Raw genomic sequence first — 21,879 nt, forward strand, 5'->3', positions numbered from 1 at the left:
TTTTTTGATAAAACCCAAAAACAAAACCATTAAAAAGTTTAAAATCCTATTTTTTTACATATTTTTAATTGAATACTTACCTTTTTTGATTTAAATTGACTTAAACCATCACATTTATAGGCTCAACGCCAGACTGTGAATGTAACCGGTTTTCTTTAAATTTATAATACTAATATGGGTACATATTTTATGATCTTCAAAAGAACACTACTTGCAGCAGGTATTACTACAGCACTACTACAAACGATAGCCCCGGTAGCGTCAGCTGCTGAAAATTCAGAAGAGCAAACCGAAACAATTACCGTTACTGGTATTCGAGGCTCACTGATCAAGTCAGTTGCCGACAAACGAAATGCAGGCTCTGTGATAGATGCGATTACGGCAGAAGACATTGGTAAACTACCGGATATCACTATAGCCGATTCACTACAGCGTGTAACAGGCATTCAAATTAAACGCTCTGCCGGTGAGGGTGCAAGTGTAAACGTTCGTGGCTTATCTCAAGTTACTACATTGTTAAACGGTGAGCAATTTATTAGCACGGGGTCAATTACCGGTTTACAACCTGATTTTAGTGATATACCTGCAGAATTATTAGGCGGTGTAGAGGTGTATAAATCCTCTGAAGCTAATTTAATGTCTGGTGGTATCTCAGGCACCGTGAATCTAAAGAGTCGTCGCCCATTAAACCTGGATGATGGATGGACTTTTGTTGGCTCAGCTGAAGGCTCAAAAGGTAATTATACTGATGATGTAGGTAAAAAAATAACTGCTTTCGCTGGATTCAAACAAGATGATTTTGGCGTTATTGCAACCATTTCTAAATCAGACTCTACGCTTGCAAATTTCCGCTATGGCATGTTTGGGGATTGGATTTACCGTGGCTACCATATGGACGTAAATGAAGACGGTGAACAAGACGTTTTATTTGGCAATATAGATTATGGTATTACCAATAAAACAGCTAAGCGTGATCGCCTTGGGGCTTCTGCAACCTTCCAATATTACTTAAATGACCAAGTCGAATTAGTCGGTGATGTGTTTTACACCGAAATGGAGAACAATGATCACGCTAACGGTTTAGTTGTCGATAACGCATGGCAAAAATGGAGTGGATTTATTGATCCAATCGAATATACAAATCATGGTCAAGGTCGCGTAAACCCAGGGCATGAGGGCGAAGACTTTTACACAACAGATCACTTCAACATTGTTGCTCCTCGAGTGCTGTCAAAGGGTGAAGCCGTTACCAGCAAGAGAGATTCTCTAAACCTTAATTTACAAGCAAACGTATTCTTAACCGACAACCTAAAAGGGTCAATTAGATATGTTCACGGTGAAGCAACCAGTGACAATACTTTCAATTATGCTGATGCATATGCAACTAGCGGTGCACAACAAAACTTAAATCGTCGCGTTGATGGCGTCGAAGAAGTTGCAAACCCAGGTGGCTGGGGACCTGAAGATGTTACAATAGAAGTTGATACTAGAGGTAAGTTTCCTACTTTTACTTTCCCGGAAGGTTTTGGTACGGATATGAGCCAATATGCGTTAGTTTCAACATTCTCCGAAAACAACCACCTTGACGAAGCAAGTCTTGACGCGCTGCGCCTTGATGGTAAGTACGAATTTGACAGTAGTTTCTCTTTTATTGACATGGCATCTATTGAATTCGGTGCACGAGTTGCTAAGCGCGAAGTTATTTCAAATAATTATGATTTAGCCGCACCATTCACCCGTAAACTCAATGACAACAGTGGTGAAGTATTAACATCTTATGCTAAATGGAAAGATTCAGGCATTGCAGTAGATGCAGGAACTGGCGATACAATTGGTCGTTACATTGGTTACGAAGAATTAGCTGATATAGGTTATATACACGAAGTCTCTGATTTCGGGCCTGCAAGCAATGGCCAAAGTTTCTTCTTTATAAACCCAGAAGTAATGTCTGATGCGTTAGCTTTCCAAGATTCAATTTACCCAGGTAACGTTAAGGCAAACAATTGGTTTAATTCATATAAAGTTGAAGAAGATATTAATACATTCTATCTGCAAGCCAATCTTAGTGGCGAATTGTTAGTGCCTTTTAACGCAAATTTAGGGGTTCAAGCAGTTAGCAGCACCATAGACGTAACCGGTTATAGTGGTGGCAATACTTCATACCTTATCGTGGATGGTGTGCAATACAATGCAGTAGCGGGTGCTCCAGGTCCAAAAGTTGGCACTACAGTAACCAGTAAAGAAACGTTAGATTATTTACCTCGCGTAAACCTGAACTTTGACTTAACGCAAGACCTTAAATTACGTTTTTCATATACAGAGAATCTAACTCAGTTAGATGCAAGGTTATTGGGGGCGGGATCTAAAGTAACCATGACACCTTATGGCAACGAAGAACTTAAAGGTGTATTTCAAGCACAACGTGTCGACGTGAGCGGCAACCCTGAGTTAAATCCGTGGAGCTCTAAAAATCTTGATGTTAGTTTGGAATGGTATTTTGACGATGAGGGAATAATCAGTATCGGTGCATACAAGTTAGATATCGATAGTGCTCCAATGACAGTGAGCAGTGAATTAATCATGGACATCCCAGACTCAGACGGTGTTGTGCGCAACAATGGATTACCTTATGCGTACCCGACAAATGGTGAAGGACTATCTGTTGAAGGTGTCGAGTTTGGATACCAACAAGGTTATGAATTTTTACCGGGTTTCTTGAGCGGCTTAGGGTCAACCATCAATTACACTTGGTCAACGGGTGATGGTGGTAACGAGGATTTTTATGGTAAAAGTATGATCATGACTGATAACTCCGAGCATCAGTTAAATGCAATACTTTGGTATCAAAAAGACAATTTACAAGCTCGTATCGCATACAACTACCGCAGCGAAAGGTTTAATGGCGTTCCTGGTATTGATGGACACTTTGCTGCATACATGACATCACCAACAAAATACGTCGACGCGTCAGTAAACTATCAAGTAAACGATAATTTTGAGGTGTACCTTCAGGGCCAAAACTTGACGAAAGAATTTGAAAGTACGTACATGCAATGGGAGGACGTTAAGGTCAATCAAAACGTTTTCGAAGCACGATATACATTGGGAGTACGAGCTAAATTTTAGAAACAGTGTGAAATTGGAAGCCTGAATATTTCAGGCTTCCCCCCTTGCAATTTTCTATGGTGTAAAAATGAATAAATCTATAATTTTACTTTCTGCAATAATGGTCGCTGGCTGCAGCCTATCAAATGATGACCAAAACCCAATTAAATCTTTAACGTCAAATGCTTTTAAAGATACATCTCCGGTCCGTCAATATGAAACAGTGTCATTTGATAGTCAATTAGTCGCTGAATGGCAAGACCCCTACGCTTCAAATGATGTTGCAGTAGACCTTCAAATTGTAACTCCCAGTAACAAAACACTTAAGTTACCAGGATATTATGTAGAAGGTGACAGCAACACACTTTCATCGTGGAAATTTAAACTGGCTCCAAAAGAAATCGGTTCATATACAGTCAGTGTTATTCTAACTGATGATGGCAAAATAACAGGTGAAAGCCCAGCTTCCAATTTCTCAGTGGAACCCTCTGACGCTAACGGCTTTATTGAGAGCAATGATAATTGGACTTTCAAATATAGTAATGGTGAGTTATTTAGAGGTATTGGCGAAAACTTTGGCTGGGAAGCTCGAGATACAGATGATTCACGTTACTTTAAAGAGCTACATGAGCAAAAACGTTTTAACTATGATCAAGTCCTGAAAAAACTAAACGAGCAAGGCGCAAACATCATACGTACATGGATGATCTATTGGAATTTACCAGTAGATTGGAAAACCGTTAAAAATGCCTCACGCTACTCAGACGATGCACAAAGATTTAACCGTTCGGGTATTGAGCGGATGGATGATCTGGTTTCACTTGCAACGCAATATGACATAAAAATCATCTTATCAATGGATAGCCATGCTGGTTTCGATAGCAACGGCTGGGCTCTAAACAGCTACAATCAAGAAAATGGTGGGCCTGCAGCTTCAGTTGAAGACTTCTTTGTGAATCCAAAAGCCAAACAAAGATACAAAGACAAACTTAGATTTCTGGTTGCAAAATGGAGTCACTCACCTTCTATCGCAGCATGGGAATTCTTCAATGAGATAGACAACGCTATGTATCATGGTGAAGAACAGCACATAGCTGATGAAATAATTACTGAATGGCATACAGAAATGAGTGCATACCTTAAGTCAATTGACCCACACCAACATTTAATTACAACCAGTATTTCTCATCGCGGCGTAAAAGGACTTTTTGATATCAAACATATTGATTTAAACCAAAGTCATCTATACAAGGTAACCGATAGAATTCCAGAAATAATCAATAAGTTTGTTAAACACCACAATAAGCCTTATTTTGCAGGTGAATTCAGTGCAGAATGGGATTGGAGCAAAAATTTCGATGATTTCAAAGAGTTAATGATTAGCGATTTTAAGCGAGGTTTATGGTATGGTATTTTTTCGCCAACCCCGATCATGCCACTAAGTTGGTGGTGGGAATATTTTGACGAGAATGGAACAACAAACTACTTCAACAATGTCAAGAAAATAAATGAATTAATGCTGACTGGCGGCAATGGCTACATTCGAGAGCAGTCACTCAACAATCCAAATGTCAGCCTAAAAACTTTAGCCGTAACGAACGGCAAAAATATTTTTGCCTATGTTTATAACGCAACAGATATTCAGCAAAAGTTTACTTTAACTGGCCACCAATCTGTAGCAAAACCTAGCGCAATTTACGATTGCGAATCTGGTCAATATATAGATATCAACAATGGCACCTATCTAACTATAGAAGCAGGACAAGACTTAATTTATATATTTGACCTGTAACACCCTATTGTTAAGGCCACTGTTTCAGTGGCCTTGTTTAACTACTTGGCGATCATATGAAAACAATCTTACTATTCATCTTACTCTTAGCTGCAACCAATCCTGTTAAAAGTGCTCCAATTGAACTGTTTCAACATGCTCATTTTTCCACTGAGCAGTCAGCAATAGATTACCGCATCCTGTATCCACGTAATTTCAACGTAAATCACCAATATCCAGTGGTGTTTTTATTGCACGGTGCGGGAGAAAGAGGAAGTGACAATGAAAGACAGCTTACTCACGGTGCAGATCTATTTTTGGACTCGAAATTTAGAGCGTCTCATCAAGTTATTGCCATCATCCCACAAGTACCAAAAGATGATTATTGGGCCGCTGTAAACGTTGATAGAAATACTCTCCCACTTACTTTAACTTTTAAGCCAGAAACCCCAGCAACTAAATCAATGAAAGCCTTAATCAAATTAGTTGACGACGCTAAAGCAAAGCCCTATATCGACGGAAGTAAAGTCTACGTTCTTGGCTTAAGTATGGGTGGCATGGGGGTGTACGAAATATTAGCTCGTCGGCCAGATACTTTTAATGCCGCAATTGCAATATGTGGTGCTGCACCAGACTTTATTTTAAAAAAAATCCGTCAAGATATGCCTCTTTGGGTATTTCATGGGGACCGTGACGAAATCGTTGATCACACCTATAGCGAGCTAGCAGCAAAACATTTCAACAACAACACTGAATTTAAATTTACCAGCTATCCGGGGGTTTACCACAACAGTTGGAATAACGCATTTGCAGAACCAAATTTATTGAACTGGCTGTTAAGTTATTAACTTAGCCATTATAGATACAAATCGTAGCTAACTTAGAGGGTGTAAAATGCAAATACTCAAAATTATTCTTCGCCCTTGCGTTCTAATCTGTACTATCTTCACAGTTATTACATCACCTCTGGTTTTCGCTAAACCGGAAATAGAGCTAACCGAATGTGATACTCACATTTCATATTTAGAAGACAGTGTTAACTACTTTCCTGATTTATTAAAACTAGTGTTAGAAAAATCTGTTCCAAAATTTGGCTGCTTCACATTGTCGGCTAAACCTGCAATTTCAACAAAAGAGAGAATGCGAAAATTGCTGGCAGATAACCAGTACTTCGACGTGTTATGGAGTAACTCAAATCAACAACGAGATCGAGAATTATTGCCGGTAAAGTTCGATATACTCAAAGGTTTAAACCAATACAAATTATTACTCATACGTCCAGAAATGCAGTGTCAATTCAAAGATATATCAACCCTATCCGACCTATCTAGGTTCATTGGCATGGTACTCAGGTACTGCGCCGTAACGGACTGAGGATTACAACAGGTCCGGACTACGACAGAGTCATAAAAATGTTTACTGCTAAACGAGCAGATTATTTCCCTCGGAGTGCTTATATAATCTGGCAAGAACTCCAGCAGACACGATTCTCAGGATTTGAAATAGAGCAGCATTTGTTATTACATTACAGAGCAAACTATTATTTTTTTGTTAGCCCACAAAACGAGCACTTAGCTAAGCGTCTACTATATGGCTTACAAACAGCAAAAGACGACGGCAGCCTCAATGTTCTTTTTTTAGTGACCAATCTTTAGCCAAAGGATGGGAACTTATTAATAATCCTCAGCGGACGGTATTAAATTTATATTAACCCGTTATTTCCTAGGGCGTGTTTATCTTTGTTTATAATTTGAGCTGAGAGAAAAAATGGTCTTAGGCAAGGCAGAAATAATGAAGTTTAGTCATCTAAATAAGTTATTTCTAACGCTGCATAAGACCATTTTGGCCTCAGCCCGAAGGGCAATGGCTATTTTAACCCTTAACGGCATTAGAATTCGTTTATTTAGAATGACTAAACCCCACTCATTCTGCTTTGTTAATGATTAAAATAGCCTATTGCTCAAAAATAATACAAAGATTCACACGCCCTAGAGGCCGCCAAGCTTATTTTTAAGTGCTATCTAAGTAAAATTTAAACTTGAACGACGAATAAAATCGGCCAATTTATCCATATCGTATTTATGTTTTTGGATGTTTGTGTGATTTCCTACAGCAGGAAAAAAACCATGGCCCGCAAAAATTGTGTACCAGGATGAAACAGGATAATGTTGATCTAACTTAAGTTCTCGAATTGTTTGTGTGATTGACTTTCCAGACTTCCAGCAGTCAACTAATTGTAAGACCCGATCAGACATATGTTCCCAGCCCGATCTACTATCACGCCAATACGAGTGATCTTGACGAGAATTTAACTTGTAGTGTAGTGCAACGTAATCTCGAATACCATCGAATTCATAATTTACTTCTTGATTAAAATTCGATTGATATTTAGTGGTTTCGTCGCCTTTTTGCCAATAATCAATAAATTTTCCGACTGTTTGTTGAATTAAAAAAAGCGCTGTAGCTTCTAGTGGCTCTATAAAACCTTGTGATAAACCAACTGCGACACAATTTTTACACCAGTGCTCATTAACCCTACCCAACTTAAATTTCAAAAGCTTAGTTTCAGCATTCAAATCGGTATTAATGGAATTGATAAACTCTGTTGTCGCAGCTTCATCACTAATGTACTGAGAGCTGTATACATATCCATTGCCAATTCGAGTAGTTAAAGGAATTTGCCATTTCCAACCGGCTTTCATTCCAGTTGAAATCGTTTGAGTTCCAATATTTTGGTTGGTTTTGCATGATTGTGCTACCACAGCAGAATCATTGAACAATAACCTGTCATAACTACTGAACTCAACATTCAATGTTTTTTGAATTAATGCGGAGGACATGCCCGAACAATCAAAAAAAATATCCGCTGCAATTGCTTGACCCGAGTCCAAAATCAGTTTAGCGATATCACCATTGACCAACAATTCGCACTCGACAACTTCAGCTTGTAAGTGCACTACGCCTTTCTGTATGGCTCTTTTTCTCAAGAACTCTGCGAGCTTCCCAGAATTAAAGTGATATGCGTAATTTATCTCGAAAGGAAATGACTCTTGTGCAATTGGCCGTTTATTTTCACGGGCTAACTTGGCAGTTAAAAAATAATCATTCGGATTAGCATAGACATCCATACCTCGAACTCGCGAAATAGAATTGTGCATAAACAGAGGCAAAGTATGATTGTCAATTATCGAAGGAAAAGCATGAAAGTAGTTTAGATACCCTTGCTTCTCAGACCAATTATCAAAAAATATTCCGTTTTTGTATGTTGCGTCGCATTGAGGCATCCATTCTGTTTCCGCAATGCCCAATAATTCGAAAAAACTTTTAAGAGCAGGGGTAGATCCCTCACCCACTCCAATAGTTTTGATTTCTGGCGACTCGACTAAACAAATACGATAATCTGGGAAGACATGCTGAAGCATACTTGCGGTCATCCAACCAGCGGTTCCTCCACCAAGGATACAGAAGGTTTTTACTTTCTGATTATGTAGGTTCATAACAATTGCCTTTGTAAACTAATAACTTGTCTTTTGATCGAATTGTTTAAAATATACACAATACAAATCTAAAATAAAAAATGATAACAAATCATGTAAAACACATGGGGTTAATCCTTTAACTAAACAAACCAGTTTGTAAACATTAACCTTATCAATGCAATTTATCGCTAAGCACTTTGATTACTTCCATCATGGCTCTACCATTATGGTATGGGGCTTTCCAAAACCCAGCTTTGTAAGTGTTATAGTCGGCATCCTGATCACGCGTTGCCAGCCAGTGCCATTCGCCTAAAGCCCTGTCTATATGAAACTCTTTAGTGAACGACCAAATATTGTTAAATACTTGCCAATATGCGGTGTCGCCTGTTAATTGGTAAGTATATAAAAACCCAACCATGGCTTCAGCTTGAACCCACCAACAACTTTCTTGGTGTTTAATGGCTTTGCCAATATCATATTCATCACAGACCTGCCCTTGATCACCTAACCCTTCGGTCAGTGTCGTTTTAGCGACAGCTAAAACCAGTGGTTTAACCCGATTCATCACTAACGGATCGTTTAATGCAACCAGTGCTTCATACAACAGCCAACTACATTCGATGTCATGACCATATGAAAATGTTTTTGAATGGTCTTGCCAATCAACATCCATAAATAAACGTAAATGGTTATTTGCTTTGTTGATAATAGTACCATCAAAAAAATCGACTAAACGTCGCAAAGCTAACGCACTTTCAGCTGTCGGTTTAACCAGATGTAAGGTCGCATACGCTTCCATTACATGTAGATGCGTATTTTGCGTTTTAGGTAGATTGTCGTCTTTTTCACTTAAACGAAAATCGCCGATGTCTCCCCATTTGCGATCAAAGGCTTCTAAATAGCCGCCTTTTTCATCGTCATGGCAATATTTCTGTAAAATTTGAAAGTATTCATAGGCTTTGTCAATCGCTTGCTGATTACCGGTTAATTTGTAATACGCACATAGTCCGTAAATGGCAAATGACTGAGCATAAGTTTGTTTTTTACTGTCCTTTACGTGTCCATCTGCGGTTAATGACCAATACACCCCGCCATATTCAGCATCGTGAAAGTAATTTGTTATATATTGAAATGCCCGATGTGCTGCAGCTTTATATTCTGGTTTATCTATATACTGACAAACCTCACTAAAAAACCACAATATTCTGGCATGCATAACTACACCTTTATCTGCTGAAGCCACAGCAGTGCCATCTGCTTCTACCTGGCCATAAAATCCACCATTTTTTTCATCTATGGTATTTTTTACCCACCAGTCAGCAATATTACCGAGTTCATCTCTAAACTCGGCAACTAAGCTGGCGATTTCCGGCTTGTTAAACAAAGACATTAGATTGATTCCAAAACAGCTAGGTTTCGATTGATTAATGCATTACGCACTTCAACCGACGCCGCTGAGCGAAGACCATCTTCCGGCGTATTTTTCACATAATCAATCAACTTATCTAAAGTTGTTGTAGCAACGTGCATACGGGTATCCGACGATGCGTAATAAATATTCACATCTTTGCCATTTAGCGTCCAACCATTGGCAAATACGACATTGGATACATCACCCACTCGTTCTTCACCTTCTGGTGCAATAAAGTGGCCTGCAGGTGCATGTTTAATCACCCAAGGTTTATCTAACTCTGTCATAAACATATATAATACGTAGCGCAAACCGGCTGCAGTGTTTCGCACACCATGGGCTAAATGCAACCACCCTTCATCGGTTTTAATGGGTGCCGGGCCTTGCCCATTTTTGATTTCTTTAATGGTATGGTAAGCCTTGTTGTCGATAATGACTTCTTCTTTAATTTCAGCATTTTCCATCGAGTCACATAAACCCCAACCAATACCACCACCTTTGCCGACACTGATAAAACCATCTTGAGGACGGGTATACAACGCGTATTTGCCATCAACAAACTCAGGGTGCAAAACAACATTGCGCTGTTGACCAGAATAGGTAATTAAGTCAGGTAAACGCTCCCAGTTCACTAAATCTTTGGTACGTGCAATACCGCACTGCGCTTCAGCGGCAGATAAGTCATCCGGGAAGTTTTCGTCTTTTCTCTCAGTGCAAAATAACCCGTAAATATATCCATCTTGGTGCTGAGTTAATCGCATATCATAAATATTTGTATCCGCTCTTTCTGTTTCCGGCATGGTGATTGGATGTGACCAGAACCTAAAATTATCGACACCGGTTTCACTTTCAGCGACAGCAAAAAATGATTTACGATCATCTCCTTCTACCCGCACAACCAATAAGTATTTACCGTTCAGATAAATAGCACCTGAGTTTAAAGTTGCATTAATACCCTGTCTTTCTAATAAATAAGGATTGCTCTTTTCGTTTAAATCAAAACGCCAATAAACCGGTACGTGCTCACGCGTAATTATCGGGTTTTCCCAACGTTGGTATATTCTGTTACCACCCGTTTTTGCTTTGTTTGGTTTAATTAATAAACTTTCTTGCGCAGAAATCAAAGCTTTGACTTGCTGAATGTATGAACTCATGTTGACCCCTTAATAATACCGGTTACAAATCGATTAATAATTTGTCTTAATTTAAAATAAAATATAGTTTCTAATTAGCCTTCTGCACGTCGGGCATACAGCTCTTGATTAACTTGCTGCATATAATCGTCAGTCAATCGATAGAAAATCATAAATAATGCTGAAATCATAGCCCCTATGGCGGGTAAAAAACTGACCATGTAACGCAAACCTTCTTTGGCGACATCGGTCTGTTCAACGTTGGCAACGTAGCCAAAATATGCCAATGTCCAGCCGGTTAATGCCCCCCTAATGTCCACCCCATTTTTTGTGCAAATGAAGAGGATGAAAAGATTAATCCGGTTGTTCTCCGACCCGTTGTATATTCAGAATAATCTGCAATATCCGCATACATTGACCACAACAATGGAAAAATAATACCAGCACAGGCGCTGATCACCACCTGCAACATTAAAATAAGTGTTAATTGTCCTTCATCTAAAAAATAAAACAAACAGCTTAAAATGGCGGCAGAAAACATTGCATACATGAAGGTGTTGCGCTTACCAAGTCTTTTAGAGATAGGTTGTGCCAATACCACCCCGATGATATTTGACGCCTGTCCTAAAACTAAATAAACCGTCGTAATACCAAAACTTAGCCCCAGAAACGACCACTCTGGTGATTGGATATAATATTTAAAATAATAAACTGAAGCACCATCACGCATGCTATTAAAGATTAAAGTTGCCAATGCTGCACCCAATAAAATAAACCAGGGTTTATTGGTTGCTAAGTTTTTAAAATCTTTTTTAAGTGAGCTTTGTTGTGTTGCCGGCGGTTGAATGCGCTCTTTTGTCCAAGCGAATGTAAAATAAAACAAAATTGCGGCAATACAGCCGTACACCACCATAGTTAACATCCAACCCGTCTGCGGATCCGGTGTTTCGGTTAAATGGGTAAAAAACTGAGTTAACGGATCGATAAGCACAAACGCAAAGATACTACCGGCAAATGCCAACACCATTCTGTATGAAGCAAGCTGTGTTCTATCGTCGCTGTTTGCAGACATTACGCCTAATAACGCGCCATAAGGTACATTCACAGCGGTATACGCCATCATCATCAGTGTATAAGTGCAATATGCATACACTAGTTTAGCTTCGTTTGACCAATCTGGCGTGGTAAAAGTTAACACGCCGATTAAAGCAAAGGGTATTGCCCCCACAATAAATAGGGTCTGAACTTACCCCAGCGTGTATTGGTTCTGTCTGCGACAATGCCCATAATTGGGTCGTTTGCAGTATCCCAAATACGTGTGACTAAAAACATAGTACCGACTGCTGCTGCTGAGATCCCAAAAACATCAGTGTAAAATATCATCAGGTAGACAGAGAACATCTTCCAAAACATCGAAGAGGCAAAATCGCCAAAACCATATCCTAATTTTTCTTTAAATTTTAACTGCTGTGTTTCATTCATAAATTTGCTCTACATTCGATGGAAAACCAATACCAAGTGTGAAAACCAAATTGTATCCGGTTACATAGGTAAGATATTAGCACAACTTTTTGGATAAGTAACAGCAAAAAAAGTGAAAATGTACATTTTTATTACATTGCTTGCTTAACTGAAAAGAAGAATTCGCCACCTAGTATATAAAAAGTAATTTAAATTCATAAAGTTAGCTTATTTTAAAACAACTTTATGTCTAAAATTAATCTTCTTTAGGCGGGAAAACGTTAAAATAATGTTTAGTCCGCTGCAAATTTAGAAAAACAGATAAAGATGAGAAATCTTGCCGTCTCCAAGCTTTAAAATGCAGTAATGTTTCATCCAGCTTATCGCGGGTTATTAAGCCAAAGTCCAAGGGGAATTGAACCCCATTATCAATCTCAGCAAAGTCTCTTTTATTGGCGTGATCAAATAACAATACAAGACCCAAAGCCCCTGTAACACTGTGCCCACCAACAACTACGTGTAATTCTCCAGCCTGTAACGCAGCAAAAGTTTGAGGTGTAAAATTAACCGTGCCGATACTGATGTTTGATTGTCTGCCAAGTGCTTCGATAGCGCTGGCACTTCCTTTTGCAATACGGTGTCCTGCCGTCCATATTACATTTGTGTTTGGAAAGCGTGTTAATAATTTAGTCGTTTTATAAAAACCATCGGTTTCGGTCCAGTCGGTTGGAATTATTTGTTGTAAATGCGTGTTGCCAGCGGCAACGACTTGTTTCAAACCAGCAATTCGGTTTTCACTTTCACTATGTTGTTTACTACCTGCCAGCGCGACGACATAAGTATCAGAATAGGTATCAGAATAGGTATCAGACTCATTCTGCGGTGTTTGCAACGCTTCCATAAGCCGGCGTCCCGCTTGCACATTGTTACCAAATATGTGCCCTAACCAATACTTAAATTTTTCGCGTGGTTTTTTATAACTATCCACTTCGTTTGGCGGTATTTCACCGGATATCATTAAAGAAGGTATTTTCAATGATTCCAGCTTAACGAGTGTTTTATAGCTGATTAAGCCTGGTAATGGCGTGAAAATAACATAATCAGGTTTAGGCGACATCGCTTCGATTTGACGCATTTTAGCAATTTGTTCGCGAAAATTATCGTCATGCTGGTCATACAAAATTGAAAGGTTTACATGCAAATCATTTGCTGCTTTTTGCATATGCGCTTGCACTTGTGTCCAATAGGTACACTGGGTGGTTTGTTTACATGGGCTTAAATAAACAATATTTAGCGCCTGTGCAGGTGCACACAGTATAGTTGCAATGGCGATTAATATACTAACGCAACAGGTTTTCATCTGATTTTCAGTTTTTAAACATCATAAATTTAGTGTATGCCAGTATGCGAAAAAGTCTAATTCTATTCCATAGATTCTTAAAGCGCTTAAATTAGAGCAATTTTCACCATCTAAGCTAACACATAGAGAAACCGGTTTACACGTTATTAATACTGGTGCTCCAAAGGATAATTTTATATAGCATTACATTTGTTTCTTTGTTAAATTCTTATGAATAGAGATCAGTAGATAACAACAACGGAAATAACTATGAGCAATATCAGAGAAGTTGCGAAACGCGCCGGTGTTTCAATAGCAACCGTTTCACGTGCCTTCACCAACCCAGATAAAGTTACAAAAAGTAGCCTGAAAAAAGTAATGGATGCAGTTGATGAAGTGGGTTATCGTCCAAATATGATGGCTCGCAATTTTCGCTCAACAAAATCATACGCTGTTGTTGTATTAGTACCGGATTTTGCCAACTTATTTTTCACCAAAGTCATTCGTGCAATTCAGGAAACAGGGTTAAAACACGGTTACAATATCTTATTAGGTGAAACTCGCGATTCTAAAGAGCGCGAGGCGGATTATTTAAAGCTGGTTGAAACAAGACAGGCTGACGGTGTCATTCAACTCAGCCCACATATCCCCGAGCAAGAGCTTTTACCGCATCCGCATATTCATGCTGTTGCAGCCTGTGGCGCTTGTGACACACCGTATACTTCTGTGCGGATGGATCATATATCTGCTGCAAAATCGATTGTGAATTATTTAATTTCAATGGGCCATCGCAAAATTGCTTGTATTTCAGGTTTAGCAGATAACCCGCACAGCCGTGACCGTTTAGTCGGTTATAAACAAGCTTTAGAAGAAGCGGGTATCGAGTTTAATGAAACATTGATATTTGAAGGTAACTTCACCATGGCATCCGGCCATGATGCCGGTGATTATTACGCTCAATTAGACGAAAAGCCCAGTGCCATCTTCTCGATGAATGACGACATGGCAATTGGTGCGATTAAATCATTTAAAGAGCATGGTATTCGTGTACCACAAGATATTTCAATTACCGGTTTTGATGACTTGGACTTTGCAACTTATACCGATCCGGCACTGACAACCATTCGTCAACCTGCTGAAGAGATGGGTAAAAAAGCAATGCAACTTTTATTGCAAATATTAGACGGTAAAAAACCCGCACAGCAAGAATTTATTCTTAAACATGAGTTTGTGTTAAGAGACAGTGTACTGCCATATAAAGGCTAGCGTTACCCCTTGTTTTGACCGAGATATAGCGCGAATACCGCGCTATATATTCAGAGCTCGCTTTCTCCATCAGACTGTATAAGCATCTGGATATCCGCACTTGGATATCGAAAGCACCCAGATATAAGCAGCAAAGATTTTAAAGCATTATAAACAAGTATACACCCGCGCCACTTTTGTATTTGCGCCAGTTAATGTTTTTGGTTTGAGACTTGCTGGCCATAAAAATGATTCACCCTGAACAAAAATTTCACCGCTTACCGCGACCTGCCCTTCTACTACAAAATACAACTCAACCCCTTCACTGGAGCCTGTAAGATATTCATTTTCTTCATTAAGCATTAATAGTTCAAACTGAAAATCGGGACAAGGAATATCAAATATACGTACATTCTTTTTAACCCGCCCTTGTTGCACCTCAATTTGATTGGCTTGTGAAGTATACTGGGTTACTTTAACAAGCTCTGCTCTGTCCATGTATTTTTGTGTTAAACCACCGCGCAATACATTGTCAGAATTCGCCATAATTTCAATGCCCGTTCCTTTCAGATATGCATGTGGGCAACCAGCTCCCAAAAATATTGCCTGACCCGGAGATAACTCAAAAAGATTTAAAATCAATGGAAAGAAGATCCCTGAGTCAACACCATAAAGTTGATATAACTGGTACAACCAAGACAAAGCGTTATCATCGGATTGTTGTGCAATTTGTACCGCATACCCAACATAGTCCGTTAACAGTTCACCATCCAGATACAATAACCAATGATAAAAAGCTTCAATATCCTGCGCACTCCCTGCTTTAATGCGAAAAGCCCATTTATCAAAATCTGGATGCTGCAAGGTCAATAGCGATTCAGCGAGTGCCTCATTAGTTCGAAAACCCGCCATCGCATAAAAAGGGGTCAGCGCGTAAATCAGTTCAGGCTTATGATTGTCATCTTTATAATTACAGTTTTGACTCTGTGCGGTTATACCCGCGGCCCGCTCTTTTTTAAAACCACTTTGCGCCTGAGCTTTACTGGGATGAACCTGAATAGAAAGCGCTTTACGAGCAGACAATATCTTAAATAAATACGGTAAGGTATTGTCCATACTTGCAGCATGCGCACCTAATATAAGTTCGGGTTGCTGGCGGATCAGCTCATTTAAAGATTGACCACTATCTGCCACCATTGACGGCGCATTCGGATGTGCACCAACCCATAACTCTGCTAAAGGTAAATCTGTATCTGGTTTGTCGATTCCCAATATTGCTGGAATATCGTTATAAGTACCCCAATCATAATTTTGAAATTGATTGTTCAGTCTTAATGGTTTTGAAAACATCTTATTCTTTCTCTACTCATTTAAATACAAAAGTGGTTAAACACCAAATAGTAACCGGTTACACAAATTAGATAAGAAAAATCCATAGCAATGTGGTTTATTGGCAAACAAGCGCTGGTATTGCAGAGCCAAGCAAATTTGCTTGATTAAGAAAACGATACTTAAAACCGCAGTTATATTTATTGAATTTCGCTGTTAAGCGCCGCGTACGTTGCACAAAACTTATTCACAGTTAACACATTAATCTCTCATGTTTCTTAAGCTAAAACTCTCAATACCTAATTATTTGGCATCAAGAATATGTGCATCATAATAGCGAAATATAATTCTTACAATAAAAAAATGTAACCGGTATCCAAAGGTATAATCTACCCCCATGGAAAATTTAAATATAAAACATCAAACTTTACAAAATTTTATCTAACGAATAAACACAACGTCTATGCATTCTCAGCTAATTTCTGACAAGTTAGATAAAAACTAAACTGGTCGTAATGGATTAATATATACCTAAAAGACGCACTGCTTATGAGCTTAATTAATACCAATATTTGGCAGGCTAACTGCTTAGAAATACCAGTGCTTACGATAGTCTAGTTATAAATCAGAGATGATGCTTAATGTACTAGGCTTTTTTATCTGTACTAAATTACCACCGCAGCAAAAATTTTTGCAGCTGCGCGCGCCATTCTTCGGATAAACCTTCAACCGCTACCGCTTTTTCGATAATGGGTTTAGCAGCACTTTTTTCCATGTGAAAATACGCTGAAAAGATACTTTGTACAGAAACACTATTCGCTGCTTTATCGATTAATTGAAAGGTATCATCCGGTGCAATCGTACCGCTTTGTTTTACGCTGAAGTACACACCTGTGCGCAACGATTTAGAAAATAACCTTGGCATTTCAGCGTTATCAAATTTTAAGCCCAATTTAAAACAAGGAACGCGTGGCTGTGATACTTGCAAAATCACATCACCCACTTTAAAAATATCCCCTATTTGTATTTGTGCTTCATCTAATTCAGACAGGGTCAGGTTTTCACCAAAACTACCGAACGGCAGTTCATTTAAACTCAGTTCAGTGCGCCAGTAACTGTAGTGCTGATAGCTATAAGCATAAACTGCTTTACCCAGCCCACCATGATTTTTTAGGTCGGCTTGCTCATCACCTTCGATGTGGTCATTAAAAACTTGGACGGCTGAGCTGACAGGCTGTTTAAAAATGCCGGTTTCTATTTGCCTTGTACCATACTGAACCAAGCGTTTTTTAGAAACATTAATAGATAAAATGTGCATAAGACGGCCCTCTTCTTTATCTGTAGCAAACTATATACAAAATTAGAAAAGGGCGCGAGGTCAACAGGGCGTTATCCTTGTATTATTTTTTTATATCAAGCAAAGCGTTAGGCCTAAAAATAAGTTGTGATACCAAAACTGATGTTTCTGCCCATAATAGGCGCTTCATCTTTAATTAACGAGGTATGCACTTTGGCATATTCATCGGTTAAGTTTTCTGCTTTGGCGAACACTTTCAGCTCTTGTCCGGCTAGATTGGTGTAATAATTAAAATACACATCTAAAACGGTATAACCCGTTGTCGCCGTTTCATTTTGCGAGATATTTTTTTGTGAAAAATAACGACTCAGCTGCCCTTCTATTGAATAATTGACGGCTTGATATTTAACATGGCTGTAGACACGCATCGGTGATGTGCGCGGAAGATTTTCGCCACTTTTTAATTTTGCTCGAACTGCATCACTACCTACTTCAAGTTTCCAATCAGAATTGGGTTGCCAAAACACTTGCGCTTCGTAGCCATAGAGTTTTGCATCGGCACTTTGATATTGATATACATCTAAATTTAACGCATCTTCTGCATGCGCTTCTTCAGGCTCTTCTAGATGCTCATCTTCATGTTCGTGCGCACTAACTAAAGCTGTAAACTCGGTTTTTTGTTGATAATAATAATTATCTATATTGTTGTAGAAAACGTTAAAGACAAAACCTGTATTGCCAGAAAACTTACGAAAACTGAGATCCAAGTTGTTGGATTTTTCTAATTTCAAATCACTTGCATTTAGCTCAAAATCGACATGTTCATCATGTTCGTGAAGCTCATAAGCACGGCCAACTTCATATACACCACTGGCCAAATGAGGACCAAACGCAAATAATTCGTTAACGGAAGGCGCTCGCTGCGCATGAGATACTGCCAATCCTAAGTTGTAACCTTCGGTGAAATCCCAAACCACGCCAGCGGTTAAACTTAATGGTGTAAATGAGTGCTCACTATAGTTAAAAGTGATTGCGTGCTCGTCATGTTCACCTTCATGCTCGTTTTCATGCGGTTCTTCATGCGGTTCGGCGTGTTCGTCATGATGGGATGCAAATTCTATCTCCTGCAAGCTGAGCGGATCAGCTTTTATCTTTACCTCATCTAAACGCATCCCCAACTGAATTAAAAAATCACCTGCATGTTTTTCTTCTATCCAGGCAATTGCTAGATTTTCAGTTGTTGAATCGGGTGCATAAGCTTCTTCACCTTTTGACTGCTGTGCGTCTCGTTTGTAGTGCACATTCCAGCCACCACGCCAGTCATGATATTCTTTATGTAAAAATTCATTTCTAATTTCGAACGTTTGTTTATCAAACCTAGTTGCTACCGCGCCGTCTTCAATTTCATCATGTCGGTAATCGGTATACCCCAGCGCAAAATTAACCTGCTGTACAAATGCATCCGCGAAATTAAATTCACCTTTAACCTGCCCCCGATGCTGCCACATATCCGCATAAACACGCTCTTCATGTGCTGCGTGTTCACCGTCGTGTTCACCGTCGTGATCATCTTCGTGCAATAGATGTTCGTCTTCGTGCTCATCTTCATGTCCGTCTTCATGTCCGTCTTGATGAGCGGTGTCGGGTGAATGGCTATGGCCCGGTATGCCATACTGCTTATTCATAAAACCATAACTAGCACCAATAGAGCCATTATCTAAAAACTGACTGGCTCCCAAGGTAAAACCAGACGCTTGCGCATCTGAGTTTTCAATTTCACTTTCTGCTGAATGATAATTACCATTGTCATAAGCAAAACCATCTAAATAAAGTGCAGTAGATTCAAAACCGGTTTTATAACTTGCGCTGGCATTTTTACCGCTATTGTTATTCGCGTAAAGCAAACTGGCTTGACCTTCCGTTGCTGTGTCCTGCGGAATACGCCCGTCAACAATATTCACAACACCACCAATCGCCCCATTGCCATAAAACAAGGTGGCCGGCCCTCTTAACACTTCAATTTGTTTCGCCGTGCTCGCATTACTACTGATGATATGATCGGCGCCCGAGCGCGAAACATCACCACTATCTAATCCATTTTGCACCATTAACACACGCGGACCGTCTAAACCGCGGATAATCGGAGATGCTGCGACAGAGCCATGGTGGTTGCTATGTACGCCAACCACCTTTTTTAAACTATCCCCTATGGTAGTCGCTTGTTGTTGACGCAACTGCTCTCCACTTAAAACACTAACCGGCATCGCTGATTCTATTTGCGAGGTATGAAACGAGCTGGCCGTAACATCGATCACTTCAATTGGTGATTGACTCAATGTAATCTTTACGCCTTCTAAACCAGTCGCTGGCACGTCAATATGAATGTTTTTATGCACATAACCATCCGCTACGATATGCAGCTCGTAATGACCTTCCGGCAAGGGTTTAATCGCAAAGTGTCCATATTCTGAAGTTTGTGTTTTTTGACTACCGCCAATCACTTCAACTAAAGCGTTTTTAACGGGTTGACCATTTTCGGTTGAAAGTTGCCCAGCAAGATAATTTGCATTTACGAAGGGTGTAAATACCAGACAAGATAAAGGGAGGATTTTTTTAAACATAAGAGGCCAAGATGTTATAACGTAACAAATGGAGGGTATTGTTACATTATAACAGTTGACTGTAAAGCCGTTTGTCGCTGTTTAACTAAATGATTTTAGATTTGCGGATCAAACGACTCGTGGCGTTTTTCTCTGTCACTTGCTGCCGCTTTTTCAGCTTTTACGATTTCTTCATCATCAATGGATAAACCCGGAATTTCCTGATCGCACACATCGCCACCCATTTTTTTAACTTCACGGCATAAATCTGCGACTTTGCCATCCATAAAATGAAGGTGGTCTAAAATTCTGCCAATATGGCTGGCGACCGGATCAGGGTTATCCTCACTGACTGCATAGGCATCAAAACCATACTTTTTAGCGATCGCTTGGCGTTTTTCATCCGCTGCACTATCAACATTAGCTTGTTTGTTTTTCGGTGTTACAACTCGCCCCGGAATACCGACCACTGTCGCTCCTTCCGGTACATCTTTAACGACTACGGAGTTAGAACCGACTTTGGCATTTTCACCAACGTAAATTGGCCCTAAAACTTTAGCGCCTGCCCCGACAACAACACCATTGCCAAGTGTTGGGTGGCGTTTGCCAGCGTTCCAGCTTGTACCACCTAATGTCACGCCATGGTACAAAGTACAATCATCACCAATTTCTGCCGTTTCACCGATAACAACGCCCATCCCATGATCGATAAAAAAGCGCCGGCCAATGGTTGCCCCCGGATGAATTTCAATACCGGTCAACCAACGCGCTAAATTGGAGACAAAACGTGCCAGCCATTTCCAGTTTCGTTTATACAAAGGGTGACTTATTCTGTGCCACCAAATTGCATGCATCCCTGGATAATTGGTTAATACATCAATAAAATTACGCGCCGCTGGGTCGCGATGAAATACAGAGTTAATATCTTCTTTGAGGCGCTCAAACATGCTAGCTATCCTTGTTTTTACTTAGCTTATCAACAGAAGCTAACATACCACGCAGGATATTTAACTCCTGCGCTTCAGGTCTGGCACGATTAAACAATCGACGTAACTTTGCCATCACCTGCCCCGGATGGTTTTTAACGATAAAATCAATATCCGTAAGTGTCTGTTCAAGGTGTGTATAAAACCGTTCAACATCATCCGTCAAGGGATAGGGTTCTTCTTGCTCGGGATACTGATGTTCTTGCAAATAAGCCATGCGAACTTCGTAACAAAGCGTCTGTACAGCTGCGGCTAAATTTAAAGAACTATAATCAGGGTTAGCTGGAATAATCGCGTGAAAATTCGCTTTTTGTAATTCTTCATTACTTAAACCATTATTCTCACGGCCAAAAATAAGTGCAACTTCACCTGTTTGAGATTCCTGCACTAATTTAATGCCCGACTCTCTTGGATCCATCACCGGCCAAGATAAAGTTCTGCTGCGCGCACTGGCCGCAACCACTAAACGACAACCCGCGATTGCTTCATCTAAGGTTTTAACTATCTTCGCATTGCCTAATACATCTGTTGCACCCGCCGCCAATGCACTGGCATGACTATCGGGTTCGTTAACCGGATCAACTAACCAAAGTTTAGACAAACCCATGGTTTTCATTGCACGAGCTGTCGAACCGATATTACCTGTATGAGATGTATTAACCAGAATGATACGAATATTGTCTAACATGAAGCTGCCTTGATTTTTTTGTGAGCGCGTATTCT

The 21,879-nt window shown here is 39.7% G+C and carries 14 protein-coding genes and 1 pseudogene; 5 read left to right on the top strand and 10 right to left on the bottom strand.

Going from position 1 to position 21,879, the window contains the following annotated elements; genetic code table 11:
• Nucleotides 1–189 precede the first annotated feature (189 nt).
• The 4 genes from FNT16_RS00840 to FNT16_RS00855 all read left to right on the top strand — a co-directional run bounded on the left by FNT16_RS00840 (nucleotide 190) and on the right by FNT16_RS00855 (nucleotide 6,250).
• Entirely contained in the window at nucleotides 190–3,126 is a 2,937-nt protein-coding gene (locus tag FNT16_RS00840) for a TonB-dependent receptor (RefSeq protein ID WP_185976649.1), read from the top strand.
• 67 nt (nucleotides 3,127–3,193) lie between these two features.
• Nucleotides 3,194–4,897 (top strand): DUF5060 domain-containing protein, encoded by a 1,704-nt coding sequence (locus FNT16_RS00845; protein WP_143869769.1) that lies wholly within the window; start codon nucleotides 3,194–3,196, stop codon nucleotides 4,895–4,897.
• Nucleotides 4,898–4,953: 56 nt separating this feature from the next.
• Complete coding sequence (locus FNT16_RS00850) at nucleotides 4,954–5,724, top strand: carboxylesterase family protein (protein WP_143869770.1); 771 nt, start codon at nucleotides 4,954–4,956, stop codon at nucleotides 5,722–5,724.
• Between the two features lie 46 nt (nucleotides 5,725–5,770).
• Nucleotides 5,771–6,250, top strand: a complete 480-nt coding sequence (locus FNT16_RS00855) for a hypothetical protein (protein WP_143869771.1) — start codon at nucleotides 5,771–5,773, stop codon at nucleotides 6,248–6,250.
• A 647-nt stretch (nucleotides 6,251–6,897) separates the two neighbouring features.
• Here the strand turns inward: FNT16_RS00855 and FNT16_RS00860 are convergent.
• From FNT16_RS00860 to FNT16_RS00880, 5 genes and pseudogenes are all read right to left on the bottom strand, one after another.
• Nucleotides 6,898–8,373: a tryptophan halogenase family protein gene (locus tag FNT16_RS00860; RefSeq protein WP_143869772.1), complete on the bottom strand. Its 1,476-nt coding sequence runs from the start codon at nucleotides 8,371–8,373 to the stop codon at nucleotides 6,898–6,900.
• A gap of 154 nt (nucleotides 8,374–8,527) precedes the next feature.
• Entirely contained in the window at nucleotides 8,528–9,745 is a 1,218-nt protein-coding gene (locus FNT16_RS00865; RefSeq protein ID WP_143869773.1) for an AGE family epimerase/isomerase, read from the bottom strand.
• The gene (locus tag FNT16_RS00870; protein WP_143869774.1) at nucleotides 9,745–10,920 is read right to left on the bottom strand and encodes a glycoside hydrolase family 130 protein; all 1,176 of its coding nucleotides are present in this window, start codon (nucleotides 10,918–10,920) and stop codon (nucleotides 9,745–9,747) included. The genes FNT16_RS00865 and FNT16_RS00870 overlap by 1 nt, the downstream gene beginning before the upstream one ends.
• A 74-nt stretch (nucleotides 10,921–10,994) precedes the next feature.
• Nucleotides 10,995–12,381, bottom strand: a pseudogene (locus tag FNT16_RS00875) (MFS transporter).
• A gap of 235 nt (nucleotides 12,382–12,616) precedes the next feature.
• Nucleotides 12,617–13,720, bottom strand: a complete 1,104-nt coding sequence (locus FNT16_RS00880) for an ABC transporter substrate-binding protein (RefSeq protein ID WP_143869775.1) — start codon at nucleotides 13,718–13,720, stop codon at nucleotides 12,617–12,619.
• A 249-nt stretch (nucleotides 13,721–13,969) separates the two neighbouring features.
• On the opposite strand from FNT16_RS00880, the gene FNT16_RS00885 reads away from it, so the two are divergent.
• A complete protein-coding gene (locus FNT16_RS00885; protein WP_143869776.1) occupies nucleotides 13,970–14,965 on the top strand; it encodes a LacI family DNA-binding transcriptional regulator in 996 nt (331 codons plus the stop codon).
• 147 nt (nucleotides 14,966–15,112) lie between these two features.
• On the opposite strand, the gene manA is transcribed toward FNT16_RS00885, so the two are convergent.
• The 5 genes from manA to trmJ form a co-directional block, all read right to left on the bottom strand.
• Complete coding sequence (manA, locus tag FNT16_RS00890; protein WP_143869777.1) at nucleotides 15,113–16,294, bottom strand: mannose-6-phosphate isomerase, class I; 1,182 nt, start codon at nucleotides 16,292–16,294, stop codon at nucleotides 15,113–15,115.
• A 649-nt stretch (nucleotides 16,295–16,943) separates the two neighbouring features.
• Nucleotides 16,944–17,591 (bottom strand): MOSC domain-containing protein, encoded by a 648-nt coding sequence (locus tag FNT16_RS00895; RefSeq protein ID WP_143869778.1) that lies wholly within the window; start codon nucleotides 17,589–17,591, stop codon nucleotides 16,944–16,946.
• A 113-nt stretch (nucleotides 17,592–17,704) separates the two neighbouring features.
• The gene (locus tag FNT16_RS00900; RefSeq protein WP_143869779.1) at nucleotides 17,705–20,191 is read right to left on the bottom strand and encodes a TonB-dependent receptor; all 2,487 of its coding nucleotides are present in this window, start codon (nucleotides 20,189–20,191) and stop codon (nucleotides 17,705–17,707) included.
• A gap of 95 nt (nucleotides 20,192–20,286) precedes the next feature.
• Nucleotides 20,287–21,117 carry a serine O-acetyltransferase gene (gene cysE, locus FNT16_RS00905; RefSeq protein ID WP_143869780.1) on the bottom strand — a complete coding sequence of 277 codons (831 nt, stop codon included), beginning with the start codon at nucleotides 21,115–21,117 and terminating at the stop codon, nucleotides 20,287–20,289.
• Between the two features lies 1 nt (nucleotide 21,118).
• Nucleotides 21,119–21,844 (bottom strand): tRNA (cytosine(32)/uridine(32)-2'-O)-methyltransferase TrmJ, encoded by a 726-nt coding sequence (gene trmJ, locus FNT16_RS00910; RefSeq protein WP_143869781.1) that lies wholly within the window; start codon nucleotides 21,842–21,844, stop codon nucleotides 21,119–21,121.
• Nucleotides 21,845–21,879: the final 35 nt, after the last annotated feature.

It is taken from the genome of Catenovulum sediminis (assembly GCF_007289895.1).
GTDB lineage: Bacteria > Pseudomonadota > Gammaproteobacteria > Enterobacterales > Alteromonadaceae > Catenovulum > Catenovulum sediminis.

Bases quoted from the DNA above. Each gene is read 5' to 3' on its own strand.
- FNT16_RS00895 (WP_143869778.1), bottom strand. From the start codon at position 17,591: ATGCACATTTTATCTATTAATGTTTCTAAAAAACGCTTGGTTCAGTAT.
- trmJ (WP_143869781.1), bottom strand. From the start codon at position 21,844: ATGTTAGACAATATTCGTATCATTCTGGTTAATACATCTCATACAGGT.
- FNT16_RS00900 (WP_143869779.1), bottom strand. From the start codon at position 20,191: ATGTTTAAAAAAATCCTCCCTTTATCTTGTCTGGTATTTACACCCTTC.
- FNT16_RS00850 (WP_143869770.1), top strand. From the start codon at position 4,954: ATGAAAACAATCTTACTATTCATCTTACTCTTAGCTGCAACCAATCCT.
- cysE (WP_143869780.1), bottom strand. From the start codon at position 21,117: ATGTTTGAGCGCCTCAAAGAAGATATTAACTCTGTATTTCATCGCGAC.
- manA (WP_143869777.1), bottom strand. From the start codon at position 16,294: ATGTTTTCAAAACCATTAAGACTGAACAATCAATTTCAAAATTATGAT.
- FNT16_RS00870 (WP_143869774.1), bottom strand. From the start codon at position 10,920: ATGAGTTCATACATTCAGCAAGTCAAAGCTTTGATTTCTGCGCAAGAA.
- FNT16_RS00880 (WP_143869775.1), bottom strand. From the start codon at position 13,720: ATGAAAACCTGTTGCGTTAGTATATTAATCGCCATTGCAACTATACTG.
- FNT16_RS00885 (WP_143869776.1), top strand. From the start codon at position 13,970: ATGAGCAATATCAGAGAAGTTGCGAAACGCGCCGGTGTTTCAATAGCA.
- FNT16_RS00845 (WP_143869769.1), top strand. From the start codon at position 3,194: ATGAATAAATCTATAATTTTACTTTCTGCAATAATGGTCGCTGGCTGC.
- FNT16_RS00860 (WP_143869772.1), bottom strand. From the start codon at position 8,373: ATGAACCTACATAATCAGAAAGTAAAAACCTTCTGTATCCTTGGTGGA.
- FNT16_RS00840 (WP_185976649.1), top strand. From the start codon at position 190: ATGATCTTCAAAAGAACACTACTTGCAGCAGGTATTACTACAGCACTA.
- FNT16_RS00855 (WP_143869771.1), top strand. From the start codon at position 5,771: ATGCAAATACTCAAAATTATTCTTCGCCCTTGCGTTCTAATCTGTACT.
- FNT16_RS00865 (WP_143869773.1), bottom strand. From the start codon at position 9,745: ATGTCTTTGTTTAACAAGCCGGAAATCGCCAGCTTAGTTGCCGAGTTT.